The organism is Bythopirellula polymerisocia (genome assembly GCF_007860015.1).
Lineage (GTDB): Bacteria > Planctomycetota > Planctomycetia > Pirellulales > Lacipirellulaceae > Bythopirellula > Bythopirellula polymerisocia.
This window is the reverse complement of record NZ_SJPS01000012.1, coordinates 1-19,440: the sequence shown is the minus strand read 5'-3', so window position 1 is coordinate 19,440 and position 19,440 is coordinate 1. Positions and strand designations below refer to the sequence as shown.

Sequence of the window (19,440 nt, the reverse complement as noted above, 5' to 3'; positions counted from 1 at the left end):
CAAGTTCAGATACTAGGGAAATATGTTTCTCCCGAGTCTTAAGTTTCCCACTGGCGAAGGGCCTCGTAGCTGGCCACGGCGGCGGCGTTAGAGAGATTGAGGCTGCGGACCTCGGGTCGGGTGGGGATCCTCAAGCAGCGATCTGCCTTGGCACTGATCCAGTCGGCGGGGAGCCCTTGGGACTCAGAGCCAAAGACCAACGCATCCCCGCAGAGGAAACGCACCTGGGTGTAGCTTTGAGTAGCCTTTTTGCTGAAATACCAATGTCGAGATTCTGGAATCTGGCCGACAAGCTGTAACCAATCGTCGACGACCTCCCACTCAAGATGCTGCCAATAGTCGAGCCCGGCGCGTCTCAAATAGTAGTCATCGATTCGAAACCCCAGCGGTCGCACCAGCCAGAGTTTTGCGCCTACAGCCACACAGGTTCGTCCAACGCTCCCCGTGTTGTAAGGGATCTCCGGTTGATGGAGGACGACATGAAGTTTGGGTTCGTAGGACACTCTTAAATACTCTGAAAAAAACTTCGCGAATTCCGAAAAACAACAAGACTCGATGAAATTACTTTGATCTGCTATGTTATCCGCCTCGTTGGGACTTTGTCTGCCCGTGGTCGTCTCAAAATTCTATTCGCTTAGGAGCCTTGCCCATGTCACTTGGTATTGCCATTGTCGGTACCGGCATGATTAGTCAATTTCATGCCCGCGCAATCGGTGAAGTCCGAGGCGCCAAGCTAGTCGCCTGTTGCGACCGCATAGCTGAGAGAGCCGATGCATTTGCCGAGGAAGTAGGTTGCACCTCGTACAGCAGCATGGAGAAGATGCTGGCTGATCCCGCTGTCGATGCCGTTAGTGTAGCTACGCCGAGCGGGGCTCATATGGAACCGGCAGTTGCAGCGGCGAAGGCGGGTAAACATGTCATTGTCGAGAAGCCATTGGAAATCACACTCCAACGCTGTGACAGGATCATCAACGAATGCGAGAAATCTGGCGTCAAACTGTCAACTTTTTTTCCGTCGAGATTTCATGACTCGTCCGTCAAAATGAAACGCGCGGTGGACGAAGGGAGATTTGGCCGGCTGACTCTTGGCGACGCCTATGTGAAGTGGTTTCGCACTCAGGAGTATTACGACAGTGGTGCTTGGCGCGGGACATGGAAACTGGACGGCGGCGGGGCGTTGATGAATCAGGCCGTTCACACAGTCGATTTGCTGACCTGGTTGATGGGTCCCGTGGCAGAGATCCAAGCCCAAACGGCTACGTTGGCCCATAAGCGGATCGAAGTCGAAGACGTGGCCACGGCCACTTTGCGATTTGAAAACGGGGCGTTGGGGGTCATCGAGGCGAGTACAGCGGTCTATCCTGGATACTTGAAGCGGATCGAGTTGCATGGCGATCAGGGAACAGCGGTGCTGGAAGAAGAAGACCTCAAAGTGTGGGATTTCACCAAGAAAACGCGTGCCGACGCCGCAATTCTAAAAGCAATGCAAGAAAGCCGTAGCACCGGCGGGGGGGCAGCCGACCCTTCAGCCATTGGCCATCACGGTCACACCGCCCAGTTCCGGGACTTTGTGAGTGCTATCAACAACGACCGCGCTCCTGCTATTGATGGACATGAAGGGCGACGTTCAGTAGAAATCGTAGTGGCAATCTATAAGGCGGCTAAGTCAGGCAAGACGGTTAAGCTGCCTCTTTAATAGCTAAGCAAATCAGCCTTCATCGATCAGACACTTTTGGTCACAATAGACTCCCTCTGGCATCCAAGGAAGGAGTCACGTTGGTGCGCAAAAAGCAGACTATCGATTTTGCCCTGTATCTCTTGGTAAGGCTGCTCATCTGCGGCGTGCAGGCCTTGCCCCTGAGCGCGCTTAAAATCCTCTCGGATCATATGGGTTCGTTCTGCTGGCATGTCTTGAAGCTGCGTCGAAGCGTAGTCGAGGAAAATCTGCGCATTGCGTTCCCTGAAGTCTCGCAAGCGGAGCGCGATCGCATCGCCCTGGCTATGTGGAAACATTTGTTCTTGATGATCTGCGAGATTGCCCATGCACCACGCAAACTCCATCGAACCAACTGGCGGCAACACTCATCAATTTCCCGCATGCGGGACATAGTCCGCCATCTCGTCTCCGACCGACCGATGGTGATCATATCTGGCCATCTGGGGAATTTTGAATTGGGTGGCTATCTGCTGGCTCTGCATGGCTTTGAGACCCATACGATTGCCAGGCCACTAGATAACAGGTATCTCGACGACTATGTCAATCGCTTTCGCGGAGCGAAGGGACAGTACATGCTTCCAAAACAGGGAAGTGGCCCTCAGATCACTGAACTCCTCCAGCGGGGGGGGACACTGGTCCTGCTGGGGGACCAATTCGCCGGCAAAGGAGGCTGTTGGGTCGATTTCTTTGGCAAACCGGCATCAACCCACAAGGCCGTTGCGGTCTTCTCGCTGGGGAGTGCTGCCCCCACGGCGGTCAGTGCTGCCCTGCGTGGGAAGAACCCGCTTGAGTTTCGCATGGAAATTGCGGCCATTTCAGATCCGGCTGCTGCTGATTTCCAATGGACAACCGTGCCCCTGCTGACTGATTGGTACACACAAAACTTAGAATCCATGGTTCGTCGGCATCCAGAGCAGTATTGGTGGGTCCATCGGCGGTGGAAGGGCGACCCTTCGGACCGGCGACGCATCCGAAAAACGCACCGTCAGCAAAAAGCAGCGTAGTGGGAGGGAGAAAAAAATATCCAAGTTGTCGGCAAGTTCTACCACAATAGACTTGCCGATTTGCGCAGGCCTGCCATAATCAGCATTGGTAGAAGTCTCCCGCCAAACACCCCCCGCCTTCCTAAACACGCCGGTTCAACCGTGTATCAACTTCGGCCGTTTCGCAATACGGACCCTCCGCTTTTGGCGGAGATCTGGCGCAGCCAGCCTCCTCAGCGAGGTATCCTGCAACCGATCTCGGCTCCCATCTTGGAGTTCGCCGTTTTCTCGAAGGCCCATTTTGATCGCCAGGGTTTGATCGTCGCCACGAAGGACGGACTACCTGTAGGTTTCGTGCATGCTGGTTTCGGCCCCAACGACGAAGGGACCGGTCTCGACCAGAGCATGGGTACCACACATCTTTTGATGATTCGCGCGGGCTATGAAGACGAGTCCTTGGTCGATGCTCTCCTTGAGGCGAGTGAGAAGTATCTTCGCTCTGCAGGCGCCACGGTCATTTATGCCGGCGGAGTCAAACCGCTCAATTCATTTTACCTTGGTCTGTACGGTGGCAGTGAAATCCCTGGCGTGCTGGAGTCGAATCGCTTGTTGCGCGAGGGATGCCTGCGACGAGGCTACTCCGAATGTGGGCAGATTTGTATTTTGCAGTGTGATCTGGTTCGCTTCCGTCCGCCGGTCTCTCGTAAGGTGCGACAACTGGGTCGCCAGATCCGATTTGAAGAAACGGTCGATCCACTTAGCTGCAATTGGTGGGAAGCTTGTGTCTGGGGTTCGCAGCAACGAGATCGCTTTCGGCTTTATGATAAGACATCGAGTAAGGTCATCGCTTCGGCCTCATTCTGGGATGTCCAACCCCTCTCCGCCTGCTGGGGTATCTGTACCGCGGGCATGTTCGATCTACAAGTCGATCTAGGCTGGCGTCGGCAAGGCTGTGCGAGCTATTTGCTTGGCGAGGCCTTTCGGCTCTTGCGCCGACGAGGCGTAGCGACTATTGAAGCCCAAACTATGGCAACCAATGAAGCGGCCCTCGCGTTATACGAAAGCCTGGGCTTCATTGAAGTGGATCACGGCTTCGTCTTCCGCAAGAACGCGACGCAGCAAAACGGCGCATCAAGTCCGGCGCTTTCGTCGGCCATGAGCTAATTGTCACTGGTAAAGGGCAACCTTGAAAATTGCCAACAAGCGATTTCACGCTTGCGGGCAAGAGTAAGGTGAAGTCCTGAGTTCTACACCGAGTACTGCATGCTCGATTCGCTCTTTCGAGCAGAACCCGACTGGCGCGTCGCGACTCACCCGTTTCGTTGCGGAAAATCCCTGCTAGGCGGCCCCGGCCCTCGATGGTTACAATTACCATAGTGCCGGGGTAGGCCGTGTTCGGGTCTTGAGCCGGTTGCTTGTCAAATCACTTGTTCTTGCAGGAGGTAAACCTGATATGGCTACTGCCACAGAAAAGCCGGCGAAGAAAGTCGCTCATCCCAAGATTCATCAAACCCAGTGCTTTATCGGGGGAAAATGGCTTCCGGCTGCTAGTGGGAAAACGTTCGATACAATCCACCCTGCCACCGAGGAAGTGATTGCCCAAGTTGCCGAGGGGGATAAGGCTGATATCGATCTCGCGGTCGATGCGGCCCGCGCCCAGTTTGATGGGGGGGAATGGTCGCAGATGGACGCCCGCGCTCGGGGGAGGCTCATGTATAAGTTAGCCGACCTCTTGGAAGAGGAAGCAGATGAATTGGCTGCCTTGGAGACGCTGGACAATGGCAAGCCGATTAGCGATTCGCGTGCGGCGGACATTCCGTTGGTGATTGACACGATCCGCTACTACGCTGGATGGGCCGACAAGATTCAGGGTTCCACAATCCCGATCAACGGCGAGTACTTCTGCTACACGCGACGCGAACCGGTTGGCGTCGTGGGGCAGATCATCCCTTGGAATTTCCCCGCTCTGATGGCCGCCTGGAAATGGGGGCCTGCTTTGGCTACGGGCTGCACGATCGTGATGAAGCCTGCTGAGCAGACACCGCTCACTTGCCTGCGAATGGCGCGGCTGGCACAAAAGGCCGGCATCCCTGATGGGGTTATCAACGTTGTCCCTGGCTATGGTCCAACGGCAGGTGCTGCGCTTGTAGCACATCCGGGAGTTGACAAGATCGCTTTCACGGGTGAGGGGACGACTGCCAAGATCATCCAGCGTACTGCCCTGGAAACGATGAAGCGAGTGACGTTCGAGCTAGGTGGCAAGAGCCCCAACGTGGTCTTTGCCGATGCCGACCTGGATGCCGCTATTAACGGAGCCCACTTTGCCTTGTACTTCAACCAGGGCCAATGCTGCTGTGCAGGCAGCCGATTGTTCGTCCAAGACAATGTCCACGATGAATTTGTCGACCGCCTGCAGGAAATGAATAAGTCTCGCCGCGTCGGCGACCCGTTCGATCCAGAAACCGAACAAGGACCGCAAGTTGATCAGGCCCAATTCGACAAGATATTGCAATACGTCGAGTATGGCAAAGAGGACGGTGCCAAGTTGGTTAACGGTGGCAAACGACACGGTGACAAGGGCTATTTTATTGAACCTACGTTGTTCACAAACGTGGAAGACGATATGCGGATCGCCAAGGAAGAAATCTTTGGCCCTGTGTTGAGTGTCTTGAAATTTAGCGACGTAGACGAGATTGCCCGCCGTGCTAATGCTACCAATTTCGGGCTGGCCGCCGCGGTCTGGACCCATGACATTGCCAAAGCGCACCGCTTTGCCAACAAGCTTCGAGCAGGAACTGTGTGGGTGAACTGCTACGACGTCTTCGACCCCGCAGCCCCGTTCGGTGGCTTTAAGGAAAGCGGCCTGGGCCGTGAGCTTGGCGAGGCTGGCTTGGCTGCTTACACCGAGTTGAAGACTGTGACGGTGGCAATGAATTAGGTTTGAAACAACCAATTCATGCATTCCAAATTCCATCATATGGCGTCGCTGAAATGTTCGGCGACGCATTTTTCTTTCTTGAGATTACGCTTCCGCTGCGTCCGCTTTCTCTTCAGCGGCGCTTTTGCGGAAGTAGTTCGGGACTAGTTGCATTGGGTCGACTGTGTGACCTCTGCAAAAAAATTCGTAACCCAATTGCCCAACGATCCGCGCTTGCGGTTGCCATAGATTTTCGTCGACGGCATCGACTCCGCTAGGTAACTTGCCGCATAGATGATCAAGTGGTGGACCCACGACCGAGTCTCCAGGTTTCAAAACCGCAAGCCAATCATTGGTGCTTAGAATTCGAGTCTCTGGATATTGGGTAATGGCTTTTTCCTCAAAAGAAGCCACAAACAACTCTTGTCGTTGGGCATCGAGGATTGTCCATAGGTTCCCAGAGGGCTGTGGGACTCCTGCAGCCAGAGCGGCAAGCGAGTGGACGCCGACCAGTTTAGCGCCGACTGCGTAGGCAAGTGCCTTGGCGGCAGTTATGCCAATCCGCAATCCCGTAAATGAGCCGGGGCCAGTCGTCACGCAAACCAACTCGACCTCCGCTGGTTTCCAGCCGCACTCACTACATAATTGGGAGAGAGCAGGTAGCAATGACTGAGCAGAACGCTGGTCACTGGGAAGCTGTCTTTCCGCGACAAGCTGCGTCGAGGATTGGGAACTCTCTAGCGCAGCGATGGAACCTTGCCGCAAACTGGTTTCAAAAGCAAGAATTCTCACAAGGTCGATTCACATGTCGGGCAGATTTTCGTGGCTTAAGCCTCTGAAATTAGCAGCATTCTTCCCACCTTCCAAGGGCGACACCCCGTACGACCCCACCTTGGGAGAAAAGCTTGGCACCTCCTTTGGAATAGCACCGATTTAGGGGGGAACGGTGATCAAACCACTTTGAATGCGTCCTTGACCCTCCCGATAGCGGTACTTAGACTGACAGTTTGGCAATAGCACCGCGACGCCTGACCAACTTGGCCTGCGTCCGTGAGGGGGATACTCTCTCGCTAGTCCAGCGATTTATGTTCAAGCTAGTTGATGTGAGGTCGTCTCTCCGGTGAAACGTGCGGTAATCAGCGATATCCATGGTAATCTCGAAGCACTCGAGGCAGTGCTCGCTCACATTGCCAGTCAGGGTATTACAGAGGTTTTTTGCCTCGGTGATATCATCGGCTATGGTCCGAATCCGTGTGAGTGTCTCGATAAAGTAATCGAGAAGTCTGCTATTTGCCTTCTGGGAAATCATGACCAAGGGGCCATGTTTGATCCCGAGGGTTTCAACAGCGGTGCCGAACGTGCGATATTCTGGACCCGCAGCCAGTTAGAAAACGCAACCGGGCCGCGAGATCAGATCGATCGCCGGTGGGATTTTTTGGGTACCCTCCCTCGTGTCCATCGAGATGATCCCTGGTTATATGTTCATGGTTCTCCGCGTAATCCAGTTAATGAATATGTGTTCCCCGAAGACATTTACAACCAGAAGAAGATGGAGAAGCTCTTCGGGTTGATCAACAAAGCGTGTTTCCAGGGACATACGCACGTGCCAGGGGTGTTTCTGGAGAGCTTGGAGTTTATCACGCCTGAGCAGACCAATCATGTGTTTGAATTCCGCGAACAGAAATTTATGGTCAATGTGGGCTCTGTGGGGCAACCGCGCGACGGCGATCCGCGTTCCTGTTATATTGTTCAAGAAGACGACAAGTTGACATTCCATCGCGTGGAATACGACAACGCCAAGACCGCTGAGAAGATTTATCAGACTCCCGATTTGGATAACTTTCTGGGAGACCGCATCAAGGAAGGTCGCTAGCGAGGCATTTGGTCTCGCACGTTTTCGTAGGCTCGTCTTCCTGCTGGGGACTAACGCCACATGCGCGATTTGCCAAGTGCAGTCAGTGATTGCCAGCCAAGCATTCTTGCGAACTTTCGCGACGGCACATAAGCCGCCTAATTAAGGATTTTTGTAAGTGGATCAACGCCGAATAGTTTTGTTTCTGGCACTCTCGTTTGCCGTCCTTGTGCTGAACAGTATGTTCCTTGCTCCACAGCGCAATGCAAAGAAACTTAGTGACAAGCCCAAGGACCCCGTTGCTGAGCAAGTCGCCGCTGACAAGGCTCCAGTTGGACTTCCAGAAGTGCCAGTGGCCCCAGATGCCCAGGCCGTGCCAGCAGACTTTCCTGAGTCCAAAGAATCGCCACTGAGTTACTTAACGCTTGGTTCAATCGACTCAAAGTCTCCCTTCCGCTTGCTCTGTACGTTTACGAATCATGGTGCCGCGATTCAGAGAGTAGAATTGTCGAGTTCTCGCTTTCGTGATCTCCAAGATCGAAGTGGTTACTTAGGGCAGTTGGAATTGATAACAGATCCGCGGGGAGGCCTTCTGGTCCAGGTCGTGGGAGCAGGTACACCCGCTGCGAAGGCGGGAATTGAGGTGGGAGACCGACTCATATCCGTCAATGGCAAAGAGGGTGCAACCAAGCTGGAGTCGATCGAGGACCTACAAAAGGCTCTCGCTCGCCGCAAACCAAAATCAAAGGTTCAGCTGAACGTGGCACGCGGTGACGAGCAGCCGACGAAGGTCGAAGCCACACTCAGGTGGCGTCCCCTGGAAGTCATTCGCCCTGAGAGCGAAAACGAACTCATGCGGACCGGCAAACTGCCAGAGGATTTTCCCTCGCCCCCCTCTTTCCAATTCACGATGGAAAAAATCGGCTTGAGCAAGCTTGCTGAGGGGGAGGCTGAAATTGCCGGTCTCCATCTGCTCGACAGCAATTGGGAAATCGTCGAGAGTGACCAGCAGAGCATCACTTTTCGTCAGCTTTTGCCCCAGCAGCGACTGGAGGTGGTAAAGAAATATCGCCTAGTGCCTGTCCCTGCTGACAAGCAGTACGATATCAATTATCCCGCCTACTCGCTCACTCTCGAGATTGCAATTCGCAATTTAGGGGAACAGGCAACCGAGGTGGCCTATCGCCTCGACGGCCCCAATGGATTGCCGATCGAAGGTTGGTGGTATGCACGTAAGTTTGGTCGCAACTGGGGATCGGCAGGCTTGCGAGACGTGGTGGGCCGCTACTTTGGGGGAGACACGACCGAACAGTCTCCAAGTAAGATAGCGTCCGGGGATGGAAAAGACTTTGAAGGAGGTTCGATGGCCTTCATGGGAGTCGATGCCCAGTACTTTTCGTCCGTCTTGTTACCAATTAAGCAATCGCCGGATGAAGTTTGGTTGGACGTCGTGAGGCCTGTACTGCTTAGCCCGCCTCCTAAGGCTCGCTCGAATGACGGTACTTTTGCCAATGTCACCTGCAGGCTAATCAGTAAGCCAAATATCATTCAGCCTGGGCAATCTTTGGAACAGTCCTATACAATCTTTGCCGGTCCAAAGCGCCCAGCACTGTTGGCAAATTATCTGGCCGTCAACAGCCCCCAATATTCCCTGACCGACTTAGTTTACTTCGGTTGGTTCAGCACTGTTGCCAAAGGAATGCTGGCAATACTGCACTTCTTCTATGGAATTGTGGGTAACTATGGCATAGCGATTGTGATGCTCACCGTCTTGGTTCGTAGCGGTATGTTTCCCATCAGCCGCAAGCAGATGCAGAGCATGGCCAAGATGCAACAACTCAAGCCGGAACTCGACAAACTCAAAGAGAAATACAAGAACGACTCGCCCAAACAATCGCAAGCGATGCAAGAATTATATCGCAAGCATAAGATCAATCCGCTCGCCGGCTGTCTCCCGATGTTCATCCAGTTGCCAGTCTTTATCGGTTTGTACCGATCGCTGGCCGTGGACGTGGAGTTGCGGCAGGCGCCTCTGTTTGGTGACGCGATCCGCTGGTGCTCGAATCTGGCTGCCCCAGATATGTTGTGGAATTGGTCCAGCATCATGCCGAGTTTCATCAGTAGTGGCGAAGGTTTCTTTGGTCTGGGGCCCTATTTGAATGTCTTGCCATTGGTCACCTGCGGGCTCTTCATATTGCAACAAAAACTCGTCATGCCTGAACCAGCCAACGAGCAGGCGGCCTTACAGCAAAAGATGATGAAGTACATGATGGTCTTCATGGGGTTATTGTTTTACAAGGTTGCAGCCGGATTGTGCATTTACTTTATCGCATCGAGTGCATGGGGTATTGCCGAAAGAAAACTAATTCCTGCACCAGTTCCGACTGGCCTCAATGTCGCCCCGTCACCCGTTAACACGCGAACTAGCTTTAGCAGTACCAAGAATGGTGCAGCGTCTGACAAGCAGATAAGGCGGCCCAAGAAGAAACGGTAGTTGGAGAATGACCAAAGTCCAATGACCACTGACCAAAGCAGGTCGAATAATGAGTCACGAGAGAAGAATCGCATAACTCAATAGCCGATTGGAATTTGGACGTTGGTCACACTTTCGACACTGGGTATCTCGTCATCTAATTTTCCGCTCTTCTATGGTTCCTGATATTACCGACACGATAGCTGCGATTGGGACGGCCCGGGGCGGTGCAGCCCGGGGGATGATTCGTCTCAGCGGCCCGAGGATGCTCGATTGCCTGGCAGGTTGTTTTGAACCGTCCGAGCCTGCATTTAGACTAAAATCCCTGAATACTGCACAACTGGTCGCAGGCATCTTGCAGCTGAATACTGCCACCGTTGTGTATTGCGAAGTGTTTCTCTGGCCGAGCGAACGAAGCTACACTCGGCAGCCTTGTGCCGAGTTACACACATTTGGCTCTTCTCCTTTGTTAGAAGCTTCTCTCGAATCGTTGTGTCTGCACGGGGCAAGAATCGCCGAGCCGGGGGAATTCACCTTGCGCGCTTGTCTCGCCGGGCGATTGGATCTAACCCAGGCTGAAGCGGTGCTAGGAATCATCGATGCTTCGAGTGATGATTCTTTGCAGACTGCGTTGGTCCAGCTTGCTGGAGGACTTTCTCAGCCACTTACTGAACTCCGCGAAACGCTACTCGTGCTGCTGGCTCACCTGGAAGCAGGGCTTGATTTCGTTGAGGAAGACATTGAGTTCATTTCTGCTGGGGAACTCAGCAAGCAACTAACCGCTGCCGTTGAAATGGTCGAAGCAGTAGTCGATCAGTTAACCACCCGCAACCAACCTCTTACTTTGCCTCGTGTTGTCCTAGTGGGTAAGCCGAACGCAGGAAAAAGCAGTTTGTTTAACGCCCTGCTCAATGAGTGTGGTGCAAGCCGAGAGAAAGTGCGTGCCCTAGTATCCGAGCAAGCCGGTACGACACGCGACTTTTTGTCCGCCTCGGTCGACATGGGGGGCTTGAAGTGCGAACTCATCGACACGGCCGGGTCAGAGGCTAATAGTGAAGTGGAATCAATCGGCAGCTTCGCTCAGGAGATGACGGCCACCCAAAGAAAGCAGGCGGATTGTTGTGTACTTTGTCTCGACGCAACGGAAGAAAGAATCCGTGACCTGGTGGACAATTTCATCGAAGAGTCTCAGTCGACACACTGGAATTGCTTGGCACTAACCAAGTGTGATCTCCTGCAACATAACCAGACTGCGATACCCTCACATCCCCGCGTACTATTTTGCAGCAGTCTCACTGGAGCGGGAGTCAATGAATTGCGAACGGCAATAGCAGCAACTCTGGGGGGCTCTGAAAAACTCGCCGCTGGGAGTGTCGCAACTACTGCCGCTCGTTGTAGCGAGAGCCTCAGAAGTGCTCGGGATTCTCTTCGCAGAGCCTTGGAGACGCTCTCTGCCCACGGAGGAGAGGAACTGGTGGCGGCCGACCTACGGACTGCGCTGGATAACCTGGGCCGGGTGGTGGGCACCGTCTACACTGATGATGTGCTCGACCGTATCTTTAGTCAATTCTGCATCGGTAAATAGATTTGTGAGCCCATGATCTGAGTTCCCAATGAATGGGACTCCCCATCGTTACCAACCGACTTTGGACAATCGGAGACTAGTCTCGTAGAGGGGGTGGACGATACTCAAGCAAGGCCCAGAGCTGACTGAGAATCCCGGTTGGCTCTCCCACCTTCAGACTGCATCTCTGGAACGCTCAATGACCAAAACTCGCCAGAACCTGCGACAAACTTGTAGTTTATTGATGCTGCTTGTTTTGTTGGCTTTACCCTCCTCTAACGCGGCGGAAAACGCCTGGTTTGATATTGCCCGTGCATCGATCACTACCACCGAGATTCAGAGTCACGTCGAGTATCTGGCAGCAGATATGCTCGAAGGCCGCGAGGCGGGATCGCGCGGAGGTCACGCTGCCGCCAGCTATATCCTGGAACTGGTAAAGCAATCGGGACTCGAACCCGCCGGTTCGAATGGCACTTTCCAGCAACATTTTCGGGGCAATTCCCAGAATATCCTTGCCCTCTTGCGCGGCTCCGATGCTGAACTCCAGCACGAGACGATTGTCATTGGAGCGCATTACGATCATGTCGGATATGGCAACCGACGCAATAGTTTCGGGCCATTTGGCTACGTGCATAACGGAGCCGACGACAACGCCAGTGGGGTCTCTGCCGTGCTGGAATTGATTGACGCCCTCACCCGCACGGAACATCGCCCCCGGCGGTCGATTCTGTTCGCCTTCTGGGATGGTGAAGAAAAAGGCCTGCTCGGCTCTTCTCACTGGGTACGGCAACCGACGGTGCCGCTCAGTAGCGTGAAACTAGCGATCAATGTTGATATGATAGGCCGATTGGAGTCGGGAAGAATCGAAGTGGGTGGCACGCGCAGCGGGAGTGGATTCCGAAAGCTTATGAGTACCCCGAGCCTGGACGAGGCATGGCTTGATTTCAATTGGGAATATAAGAACAACAGTGACCACTGGACCTTCTTCCAAAAACAGATTCCTTCGCTGTACGTTCACACCGGACTGCATGACGACTACCATCGTCCGTCGGATGATGTCGAGAAGATCAATATCCCCGGCATTCAAATAGTCGCCAGTTATATGCTCGAACAAGTAGTAGAACTGGCCGACTCGGATCGATTGCCGGAGTTTCGTAGCGAATCGCGGTTAGATAGCCCTTACAATCAGACTCGACTTGAAAAACCGTTACCCCCCTTGGCATCTCGGCTGAATTTTAGTTGGCAAAATTCTTCGGATGGCTTGGTGGAGATAAAGGAAGTACACGATTCGAGCAGCAATTTAGAACACGGCGATAAGATTCTCGCAGTCAATGGCCAGCGGCTCAACGATGTAGCTTTGCTGGAAACTCTTGCCTTGGAAAGTGATTCGCCGCTGCAATTGACTATTAAGCGCGCAGGAATTGAAGAACACTTGGATTTCTCGGTTCCGCTGTCCGGCAATCCAATTCACCTGGGACTTTCGTGGCGCGACGACCCCGCAGAACCGCACACGGTTTATGTTACTCGTGTGGTGCCCCATTCCCCTTCGGCTCGCGCGGGATTCCAACTAAACGACCGTATCCATTCGTTCGAAGGGGAAGCGTTTGCGGACCGCAACGAACTATTGCAGCGGGTGCAAACCAAGCTTTCGGCCGAAGCTCATGCGATTCACTTCGAAGTGGAGACCCGCGGCGTGGTCCACTCGCTCGAAGTTCTGATGAACGGTTCGCCGGGGAATTTAAGCGATGCAACTTTGTAGTGGTTGAGGAATTAGCTCTCAAGCAACCGGCTCAACTCTCGCAATCGATCCCAGGTAAACAGGCCTGAATTGTGCCCATCCGACCAATGGATGCGAACCGCATAGCTCCCAACGAGATCCATACTCTCAACCGAAATATCGTCAGAGACCGAAGCAGGATCGAGAATCTGCTCCCCTGTCCATTCATTCACACATTGGGCACATTGGCATTGGCGGCGTAAAAATACGAACGGGAAATCTGTCTCGCCATCGTTCCACACGACATGCAGCCGGCCTAGTTCCCGGAGGGCCTGGAGATCAAGGGGAACATTGCTCATGAATTGGCTCGTGGTTGCTAATTTTCTGCGGGTGGCAGCACTTCAAAACGGCTAGCCGACTGACCAGGAGCCGACTATACTTTGGTGCTCAACTCGACGTAAGAGGGGATGTGGCGAAATTGGCAGACGCGCTGGATTTAGGTTCCAGTTCCTTCGGGAGTGCAGGTTCAACTCCTGTCATCCCCACTCTTGCTTAAGTGTGTTCTCAAACCGCGAAGTAAATTTCGCATCGAAGGTGGCAAAACCTCATATTCTGTTGGTCTGCTCAAGAAACGGATAGAGCGCCATGACAGAAGATGACAAAACAATAGTCGCTCGAATTCTACCCATGCTGAAACGCCACAAGGGTTTTTCCGAAAAGAGAATCTTCGGCGGCGTCTGTTTCATGATCAACGGCAACATGTATGTTGGCCCCTGGACGGGCTCGCTAGTTGTCCGACTCGACAAAGAGAATCACGATGAGAAACAATCCAAGCCGCATGTGAAGCCCATGGAAATTACCGGCAAGGTCATGAAAGACTGGACGTTGATCGAACCGGCAGGTATCAAGTTCTAAAAAGATCTGAAACTTATGTGAATCGGGCTGCTAAGTTTGCCGAATCGCTGCCACAAGAGTGATATACTGCCTTTGTCTCGCATGATCGCTAAAGCGCCCAGTAGATATTCCTTAGTAAGGTTTTTTGAACGTCAAGTAAATAGTCCTTCGCCGAGGCTGTCAAAACACTTATCTAGAATCGATCTATTTCAGTGGCGTTACTTGAGAACGAAATACTGGTCCTACTGAATCCATGACGCTTTGTTCGCATCATATTTTTTCTAACATCCCATTCACAAAATGACCCAGCACTCATCGAAGAAATGCCCATGAAACGGATTCACTTGCTTCTCACATTTTTAGTTTTCGTTTCCTTCTTAGGGTGTGGCGGCGCACCGTCCCCGCAAGAAATTGCGGCACTCACTGTGACGGCAGCCGAGCCGGTGCAGGGCGAGGAAGTCGTTGCCGCAGCACAGGACTGGCCATGGTGGCGCGGACCCCATAGCGACGGGCACGTTCTAGAAGGCGACATTGCGACCACTTGGTCCGCCACAGAAAACATCGCTTGGAAAGTGGCTGTTCCAGGTAAGGGGCATTCGAGCCCGATTGTTTGTGGCGAGAATATCTTTCTCACAACTGCTGATGAAGGTGCTCAAGAGCAGTTGGTACTCTGTTTTGATCGAAATACTGGCGAGCAGCGATGGCAAACGGTTATCCACAAAGGCAATTTCATGCGAAGCCATGGCAAGAATAGTTTTGCCTCGGCAACGCCGACCTGTGACGGTGAACACATCTTCGTAGCGTTCATCAACGGAGGCAATTTATGGGTCACTGCTCTCGACTTCGCTGGGCAAATCGTATGGCAAAAAACAGCCGGTGAATTTGAAGCGGAGCATGGTTATGGTCCGTCGCCTGTGATCTACAAGTCCGCAGTCATTGTCAACGGCGACAATGCTCATGCCAGTTTCGTCGCTGCGATGGACCGCACAACGGGAAAGCTTCTCTGGCGCACGCCGCGTGAGCGACCAGGAATACATGGGAGCTACGGCACTCCGTTTGTAGCTAATATTGCCGGTAAGCCCCAACTTCTTTTGTCTGGTCACCAAAAGATGAGCAGCTATGATCCCAGCACGGGAAAACTTCTCTGGCATTGTGTCGGCCCTGCAGAGGTCACCGCTAACACTGTTGCAGTTGGAGAGGACTTGGTTTTCACAAGCGGCGGCTACCCGGAGAAACAACTTCTAGCGATCCGAGCTGATGGTGAAGGAGAGGTTACGGATACTCACGTCGTATGGAAAAAGACGAAGGGAGTCACTTACGTGCCTTCTCCTCTGTTCGGCGAGGGTCGCTTGTATGTGGTCAACGATCAGGGAATTGCCTCGTGCTACACAGCGAGCAACGGCGAACAATTGTGGCAGAAACGATTAGACGGAGATTTTTCCGCGTCGCCGATCCTGGTGGGCGACAAACTGCTTGTAACGAATGAGCGTGGGATGACTTTTGTATTGAAGGCAGGACCCGAATACGAGTTGATCTCCGAAAACGACCTCGGAAGTGGCGGATTTGCAAGCCCGGTGCTTTGCGGAAATCGATTGCTGTTTCGCACCTCCGACAGTCTAGTTTGCGTTGGATCATCCGCTGCAGTTACAGACGAAGACAAAGCCCCAGGTGGTGAACAGTCCGTCAGGCTAGATTTGAAAAACTTTGGTGGGCCAACTTTGAGTAATTAGATTGGTGCTGTCCAAGACTCAATCCGGTTTAGGTTTCGAAGTTTTCATTATTTCACTCGAGGCTTGCCTTCTGAAACTTTGGAGTAATTTAGCGCGAAGACAAGATGCTCAAGCTCACGCCAGACAACCAATTTCTCCGGCTTCGCTCCGTAAGATAGCGCAACTCGTTGGGAAGGAATGTTGATCGGGCGCACGAGTGAAATGACTCGCTTCTTTCCCAATGCGTGGAAAGCATAATCACGGACTGCCGACGCCGCTTCGCTGGCAAATCCCTGTCGCCAATACTGGCGATGGAGCATGTAGCCGATCTCCGCTTCAATCTTGCCTTCGACTTCTTGATTGAGAAGACCAACTTGGCCGATTGGAATACCAGTACCTTGATCTTCGACTAACCAGAAGGAATAACCGTCGCGATGCTGTCGCGAGAGTCCCTTCTCTAGCCATTCTACGGCACCCTTACGATCGAGCAGATTGGGATAGAATCGCATCGTCTCGCTGTCTGAGAGCATCTCGGCTAGGAAATCCAGATCAGCTGGAGCCATGACTCGAAAGCCAAGTCGATCGGTGGTGAGAAAGTAAGCCATATTTATGCTGCCCTTTCTGATTTCGATCCTACTTTTTCTTCCCCTCTTCCTCGCCCGTTTCCAATACAGCCAGGAACGCCTTCTGCGGAATGTCGACCGAGCCGATGGATTTCATTCGCTTCTTGCCTTCCTTTTGCTTCTCCCACAGCTTGCGTTTACGGGAGATGTCACCGCCGTAGCACTTGGCGGTGACGTTCTTGCGCATCGCTGAGATGTTTTCACGGGCGATAACGCGGGTGCCGATGGCCGCTTGCAGTGGGACTTCGAACATGTGGCGTGGGATTTCTTCTTTGAGCTTTTTGATCACCGCCCGACCGCGAACGTCGGCGTCGCGGCGATCGCAAACAATCGACAGCGCATCGATTCGTTCGTTCTTCACCAAAATGTCCATCCGCACGAGTTCGCCTGCCTCATAACCCAAGAGTTCGTAGTCCATCGTGCCATAGCCGCGGGTGGTGCTCTTGAGTTTGTCGTGCATGTCGTAAATCACATCAGCCAGAGCCAGATCGTAGACCAACATCGCTCGAGTTGGCGAGAGATACTCGGTCCGCACATAAGTCCCTCGGCGATCGGTGCAGAGTTTCATGATGCCGCCAATATAGTCCGTCGGCAACACAAAACTAACTCGCACGATAGGCTGACGAAATTCTTCGATATCCCCTTGGTCCGGAACGTCCTGCGGAGTGTGCACCTCCAGTGTCTCGCCCGAGGTGGTAACGATTTCATAGGTGACGTTGGGAGCGGTCTGCACCAGATCGATGTCGGCCTCTTGTTCAAGCCGTTGCTGAATGATCTCCATGTGCAGCAAGCCGAGGAAGCCACAGCGAAACCCGAAACCCAACGCATCACTTGTCTCGGGAGTAAACTCAAAGCTGGGGTCGTTAATTACCAGTTTGTCGAGCGCCTCGCGGAGTTGCTTGAAATCCTGCCCGTCGGACGGATAGAGGCCACAAAACACCATCCGCTTTGGTTGTCGATAGCCGGGGAGTTTGGAAGCCGGAACCCCAGAAGCTGTGCTTACTGTGTCGCCAATATGTACTTTGTCGAGCGTCTTGATATTGCAGATGAGATAACCCACCTGCCCAGCTGCGAGTGTTTTGGACGGCTTGCGCTGCGGACAGAAATGGCCCAACTCCATCACTTCATGCACAGTTCCTTGTTGCAGAAACTTGATTTTTTGCCCCTTCGTCACAGTGCCATTCATCACGCGGATGTAGGTGATCGCTCCCCGAAACTCGTCGTAGACAGCATCAAATATCATCGCCTGCAACGCTGCTTTGGGATCGCCTGTCGGCGGAGGGACACGCTCGATAATCGCGTCGAGAACTTCCTTACACCCCATTCCAGTCTTGGCACTGCAACCTAACACCTCCTCGGCATGAATCGCCAAAGTGTGTTCCATTTCCTCACGGACTTCATCGGGGCGGGCGTGAGTGAGGTCCACCTTGTTCATCACGGGAACAATTGTTAGGTCGTGCTCCATGGCCGCATACGCATTGGCGACCGTTTGAGCCTCGACTCCCTGGAAGGCATCTACCAGAAGCACAGCCCCTTCGCAACAAGTCAATGACCGTGATACTTCGTATTGAAAATCGACGTGCCCAGGTGTATCGATCAGGTTCAGTTCATAATTGTGTCCCTGATGTTGGTAGTGCATCGTCACGGCATGGGACTTGATAGTTATGCCGCGTTGGCGTTCCAGTGCCATGTCGTCGAGCAATTGCTCCTTCATCTCTCGGAAGCTTACCGTTCCTGTAATTTCCATCAGTCGGTCTGCAAGCGTACTCTTGCCATGGTCGATATGAGCCACGATGGAAAAATTGCGGATATATTGAGGCGATGTCATAGGAGGAATCGGATGGGGAAGGAATCTGGATAACTATTTACCACTGGCGGCTTAGTAGAGCTAGAGATTAAACCGTCTGGAGATGTTCGAGTCGTGCCAAGCCGGCAGCGCCGACATAGCCTGCATTGCCTCCTAGCTTAGCAAACTCGATATGCAGGACTTTTCGCAGGGGAGGGAGCAAGCGAGGACGCACCTCATCACGGACCTGTTGCAGAAATCTTTCTCCCAAAGGGTGGCCCGCACCGCCAAAATTCATCGCTCCCCCCAGCACCACTCTCTCAGGGTCGACAATGTGGATCAAGGTCACGATCCCCAGAGCAAGGTACTTGGCAGTATCCAGGACAATCTCGATAGCCAGTGCATCGCCAGCTTCGGCAGCCCGGGCAATGGCTAGCGGGGTAAGTGCACCGGCCGTCTTGAGTACCTCGGTGAGATTACTATCTCGCCCTTCTGCCAAGGCATCGACTACTCTACCTACAACACCGTAGGAGCCACAATATGCCTCCAAAGTTCCTGTATTGTTAAGGGAATCGCGGCGCGCGTCGGGGCGAGGATCGATTAGGATAAAACCACATTCCGCTCCGCAGCTATGAGACCCTTCAACCAGGGAATCTTGGATTACTACTCCCCCGCCAATACCTGTCCCAAGGGTAAGAAGTACCATACTGTGGGTTCTTGCTCCAGCACCCTGCCAATACTCCCCGTAGGCGGCGGCGTTGGCATCGTTCGCAAATCGCACCGGCAACCCGCAGGCGGCAGCGACTTGCTCGCGAATGGGAAAATCCCACCAGCCGGGAAGATTCCCCGGCGTCAGTAATAATCCTGCCCCAATGTCCATAGGACCCGGAGTTGCCAGACCGATTCGTGCGACGTCTTCAATACGCATTCTTGCAGATTCAAGCAAATTGACGACGCCGCCGGCAATTCGCTCGACAGCATGCTCAGGGCCCCGATCCACATCCGTAGGGACAGAGTGAAAAGCAAAGGTTCGGCCCACATCGTCAATCAACCCCAGCTTGATGTTGGTTCCCCCTAACTGCCCGTTGAAAAAGTCCCTTTCCCCCGGTCTTCCCTTGCAGTCCGGTTGGCGCTAGATTTGGTGGATTGAACTGGGTTTGATTTGTTTCGAGGAGGATAACGATGGCATTGGGGCGCCGCGAGAA

15 protein-coding genes, 1 tRNA gene and 1 pseudogene are annotated in these 19,440 nt (G+C 53.3%); 11 read left to right on the top strand and 6 right to left on the bottom strand.

What is annotated here, in order from left to right; all coding sequences use genetic code 11:
• Positions 1-38: 38 nt before the first annotated feature.
• Positions 39-503 carry a tRNA (cytidine(34)-2'-O)-methyltransferase gene (locus Pla144_RS22570; RefSeq protein ID WP_146452973.1) on the bottom strand — a complete coding sequence of 155 codons (465 nt, stop codon included), beginning with the start codon at positions 501-503 and terminating at the stop codon, positions 39-41.
• Between the two features lie 146 nt (positions 504-649).
• Between Pla144_RS22570 and Pla144_RS22565 the strand changes: the two genes are divergently transcribed.
• The 4 genes from Pla144_RS22565 to Pla144_RS22550 all read left to right on the top strand — a co-directional run bounded on the left by Pla144_RS22565 (position 650) and on the right by Pla144_RS22550 (position 5,638).
• Positions 650-1,696 carry a Gfo/Idh/MocA family protein gene (locus Pla144_RS22565; protein ID WP_146452972.1) on the top strand — a complete coding sequence of 349 codons (1,047 nt, stop codon included), beginning with the start codon at positions 650-652 and terminating at the stop codon, positions 1,694-1,696.
• Positions 1,697-1,779: 83 nt separating this feature from the next.
• Positions 1,780-2,721: a lysophospholipid acyltransferase family protein gene (locus Pla144_RS22560; RefSeq protein WP_146452971.1), complete on the top strand. Its 942-nt coding sequence runs from the start codon at positions 1,780-1,782 to the stop codon at positions 2,719-2,721.
• A 141-nt stretch (positions 2,722-2,862) separates the two neighbouring features.
• Positions 2,863-3,864, top strand: coding sequence for a GNAT family N-acetyltransferase (locus tag Pla144_RS22555; protein WP_146452970.1), 1,002 nt, complete (start codon positions 2,863-2,865; stop codon positions 3,862-3,864).
• A 289-nt stretch (positions 3,865-4,153) separates the two neighbouring features.
• On the top strand, positions 4,154-5,638 hold the full coding sequence (locus tag Pla144_RS22550) for an aldehyde dehydrogenase family protein (protein WP_146452969.1): 1,485 nt from the start codon (positions 4,154-4,156) through the stop codon (positions 5,636-5,638).
• Positions 5,639-5,722: 84 nt separating this feature from the next.
• On the opposite strand, the gene tsaB is transcribed toward Pla144_RS22550, so the two are convergent.
• The gene (gene tsaB / locus Pla144_RS22545) at positions 5,723-6,409 is read right to left on the bottom strand and encodes a tRNA (adenosine(37)-N6)-threonylcarbamoyltransferase complex dimerization subunit type 1 TsaB (protein ID WP_197530947.1); all 687 of its coding nucleotides are present in this window, start codon (positions 6,407-6,409) and stop codon (positions 5,723-5,725) included.
• Positions 6,410-6,737: 328 nt separating this feature from the next.
• Here tsaB and Pla144_RS22540 point away from each other — a divergent pair, with 328 nt between their 5' ends.
• The 4 genes from Pla144_RS22540 to Pla144_RS22525 all read left to right on the top strand — a co-directional run bounded on the left by Pla144_RS22540 (position 6,738) and on the right by Pla144_RS22525 (position 13,265).
• Complete coding sequence (locus tag Pla144_RS22540) at positions 6,738-7,490, top strand: metallophosphoesterase family protein (protein ID WP_146452967.1); 753 nt, start codon at positions 6,738-6,740, stop codon at positions 7,488-7,490.
• A gap of 157 nt (positions 7,491-7,647) precedes the next feature.
• On the top strand, positions 7,648-9,963 hold the full coding sequence (locus Pla144_RS22535; RefSeq protein WP_146452966.1) for a YidC/Oxa1 family insertase periplasmic-domain containing protein: 2,316 nt from the start codon (positions 7,648-7,650) through the stop codon (positions 9,961-9,963).
• Between the two features lie 154 nt (positions 9,964-10,117).
• The gene (locus tag Pla144_RS22530; RefSeq protein WP_261342339.1) at positions 10,118-11,527 is read left to right on the top strand and encodes a tRNA modification GTPase; all 1,410 of its coding nucleotides are present in this window, start codon (positions 10,118-10,120) and stop codon (positions 11,525-11,527) included.
• A 178-nt stretch (positions 11,528-11,705) separates the two neighbouring features.
• Positions 11,706-13,265: a M20/M25/M40 family metallo-hydrolase gene (locus tag Pla144_RS22525; protein WP_146452965.1), complete on the top strand. Its 1,560-nt coding sequence runs from the start codon at positions 11,706-11,708 to the stop codon at positions 13,263-13,265.
• A gap of 11 nt (positions 13,266-13,276) precedes the next feature.
• Here Pla144_RS22525 and Pla144_RS22520 read toward each other — a convergent pair whose 3' ends face one another.
• Positions 13,277-13,582 (bottom strand): DUF971 domain-containing protein, encoded by a 306-nt coding sequence (locus Pla144_RS22520; RefSeq protein ID WP_146452964.1) that lies wholly within the window; start codon positions 13,580-13,582, stop codon positions 13,277-13,279.
• Between the two features lie 104 nt (positions 13,583-13,686).
• Between Pla144_RS22520 and Pla144_RS22515 the strand changes: the two genes are divergently transcribed.
• From Pla144_RS22515 to Pla144_RS22505, 3 genes are all read left to right on the top strand, one after another.
• Positions 13,687-13,768 (top strand) — tRNA-Leu (locus tag Pla144_RS22515).
• A gap of 100 nt (positions 13,769-13,868) precedes the next feature.
• Positions 13,869-14,138 carry a TfoX/Sxy family protein gene (locus Pla144_RS22510; RefSeq protein ID WP_146452963.1) on the top strand — a complete coding sequence of 90 codons (270 nt, stop codon included), beginning with the start codon at positions 13,869-13,871 and terminating at the stop codon, positions 14,136-14,138.
• A gap of 308 nt (positions 14,139-14,446) precedes the next feature.
• Entirely contained in the window at positions 14,447-15,847 is a 1,401-nt protein-coding gene (locus tag Pla144_RS22505; RefSeq protein WP_197530946.1) for an outer membrane protein assembly factor BamB family protein, read from the top strand.
• Between the two features lie 47 nt (positions 15,848-15,894).
• Here the strand turns inward: Pla144_RS22505 and Pla144_RS22500 are convergent, their stop codons facing one another.
• From Pla144_RS22500 to Pla144_RS22490, 3 genes and pseudogenes are all read right to left on the bottom strand, one after another.
• Entirely contained in the window at positions 15,895-16,431 is a 537-nt protein-coding gene (locus Pla144_RS22500; RefSeq protein ID WP_146452961.1) for a GNAT family N-acetyltransferase, read from the bottom strand.
• Positions 16,432-16,459: 28 nt separating this feature from the next.
• Positions 16,460-18,277, bottom strand: coding sequence for a translation elongation factor 4 (gene lepA / locus Pla144_RS22495; protein WP_146452960.1), 1,818 nt, complete (start codon positions 18,275-18,277; stop codon positions 16,460-16,462).
• Positions 18,278-18,344: 67 nt separating this feature from the next.
• Positions 18,345-19,301, bottom strand: a pseudogene (locus Pla144_RS22490) (ROK family protein); the annotation flags it as partial.
• Positions 19,302-19,440: the final 139 nt, after the last annotated feature.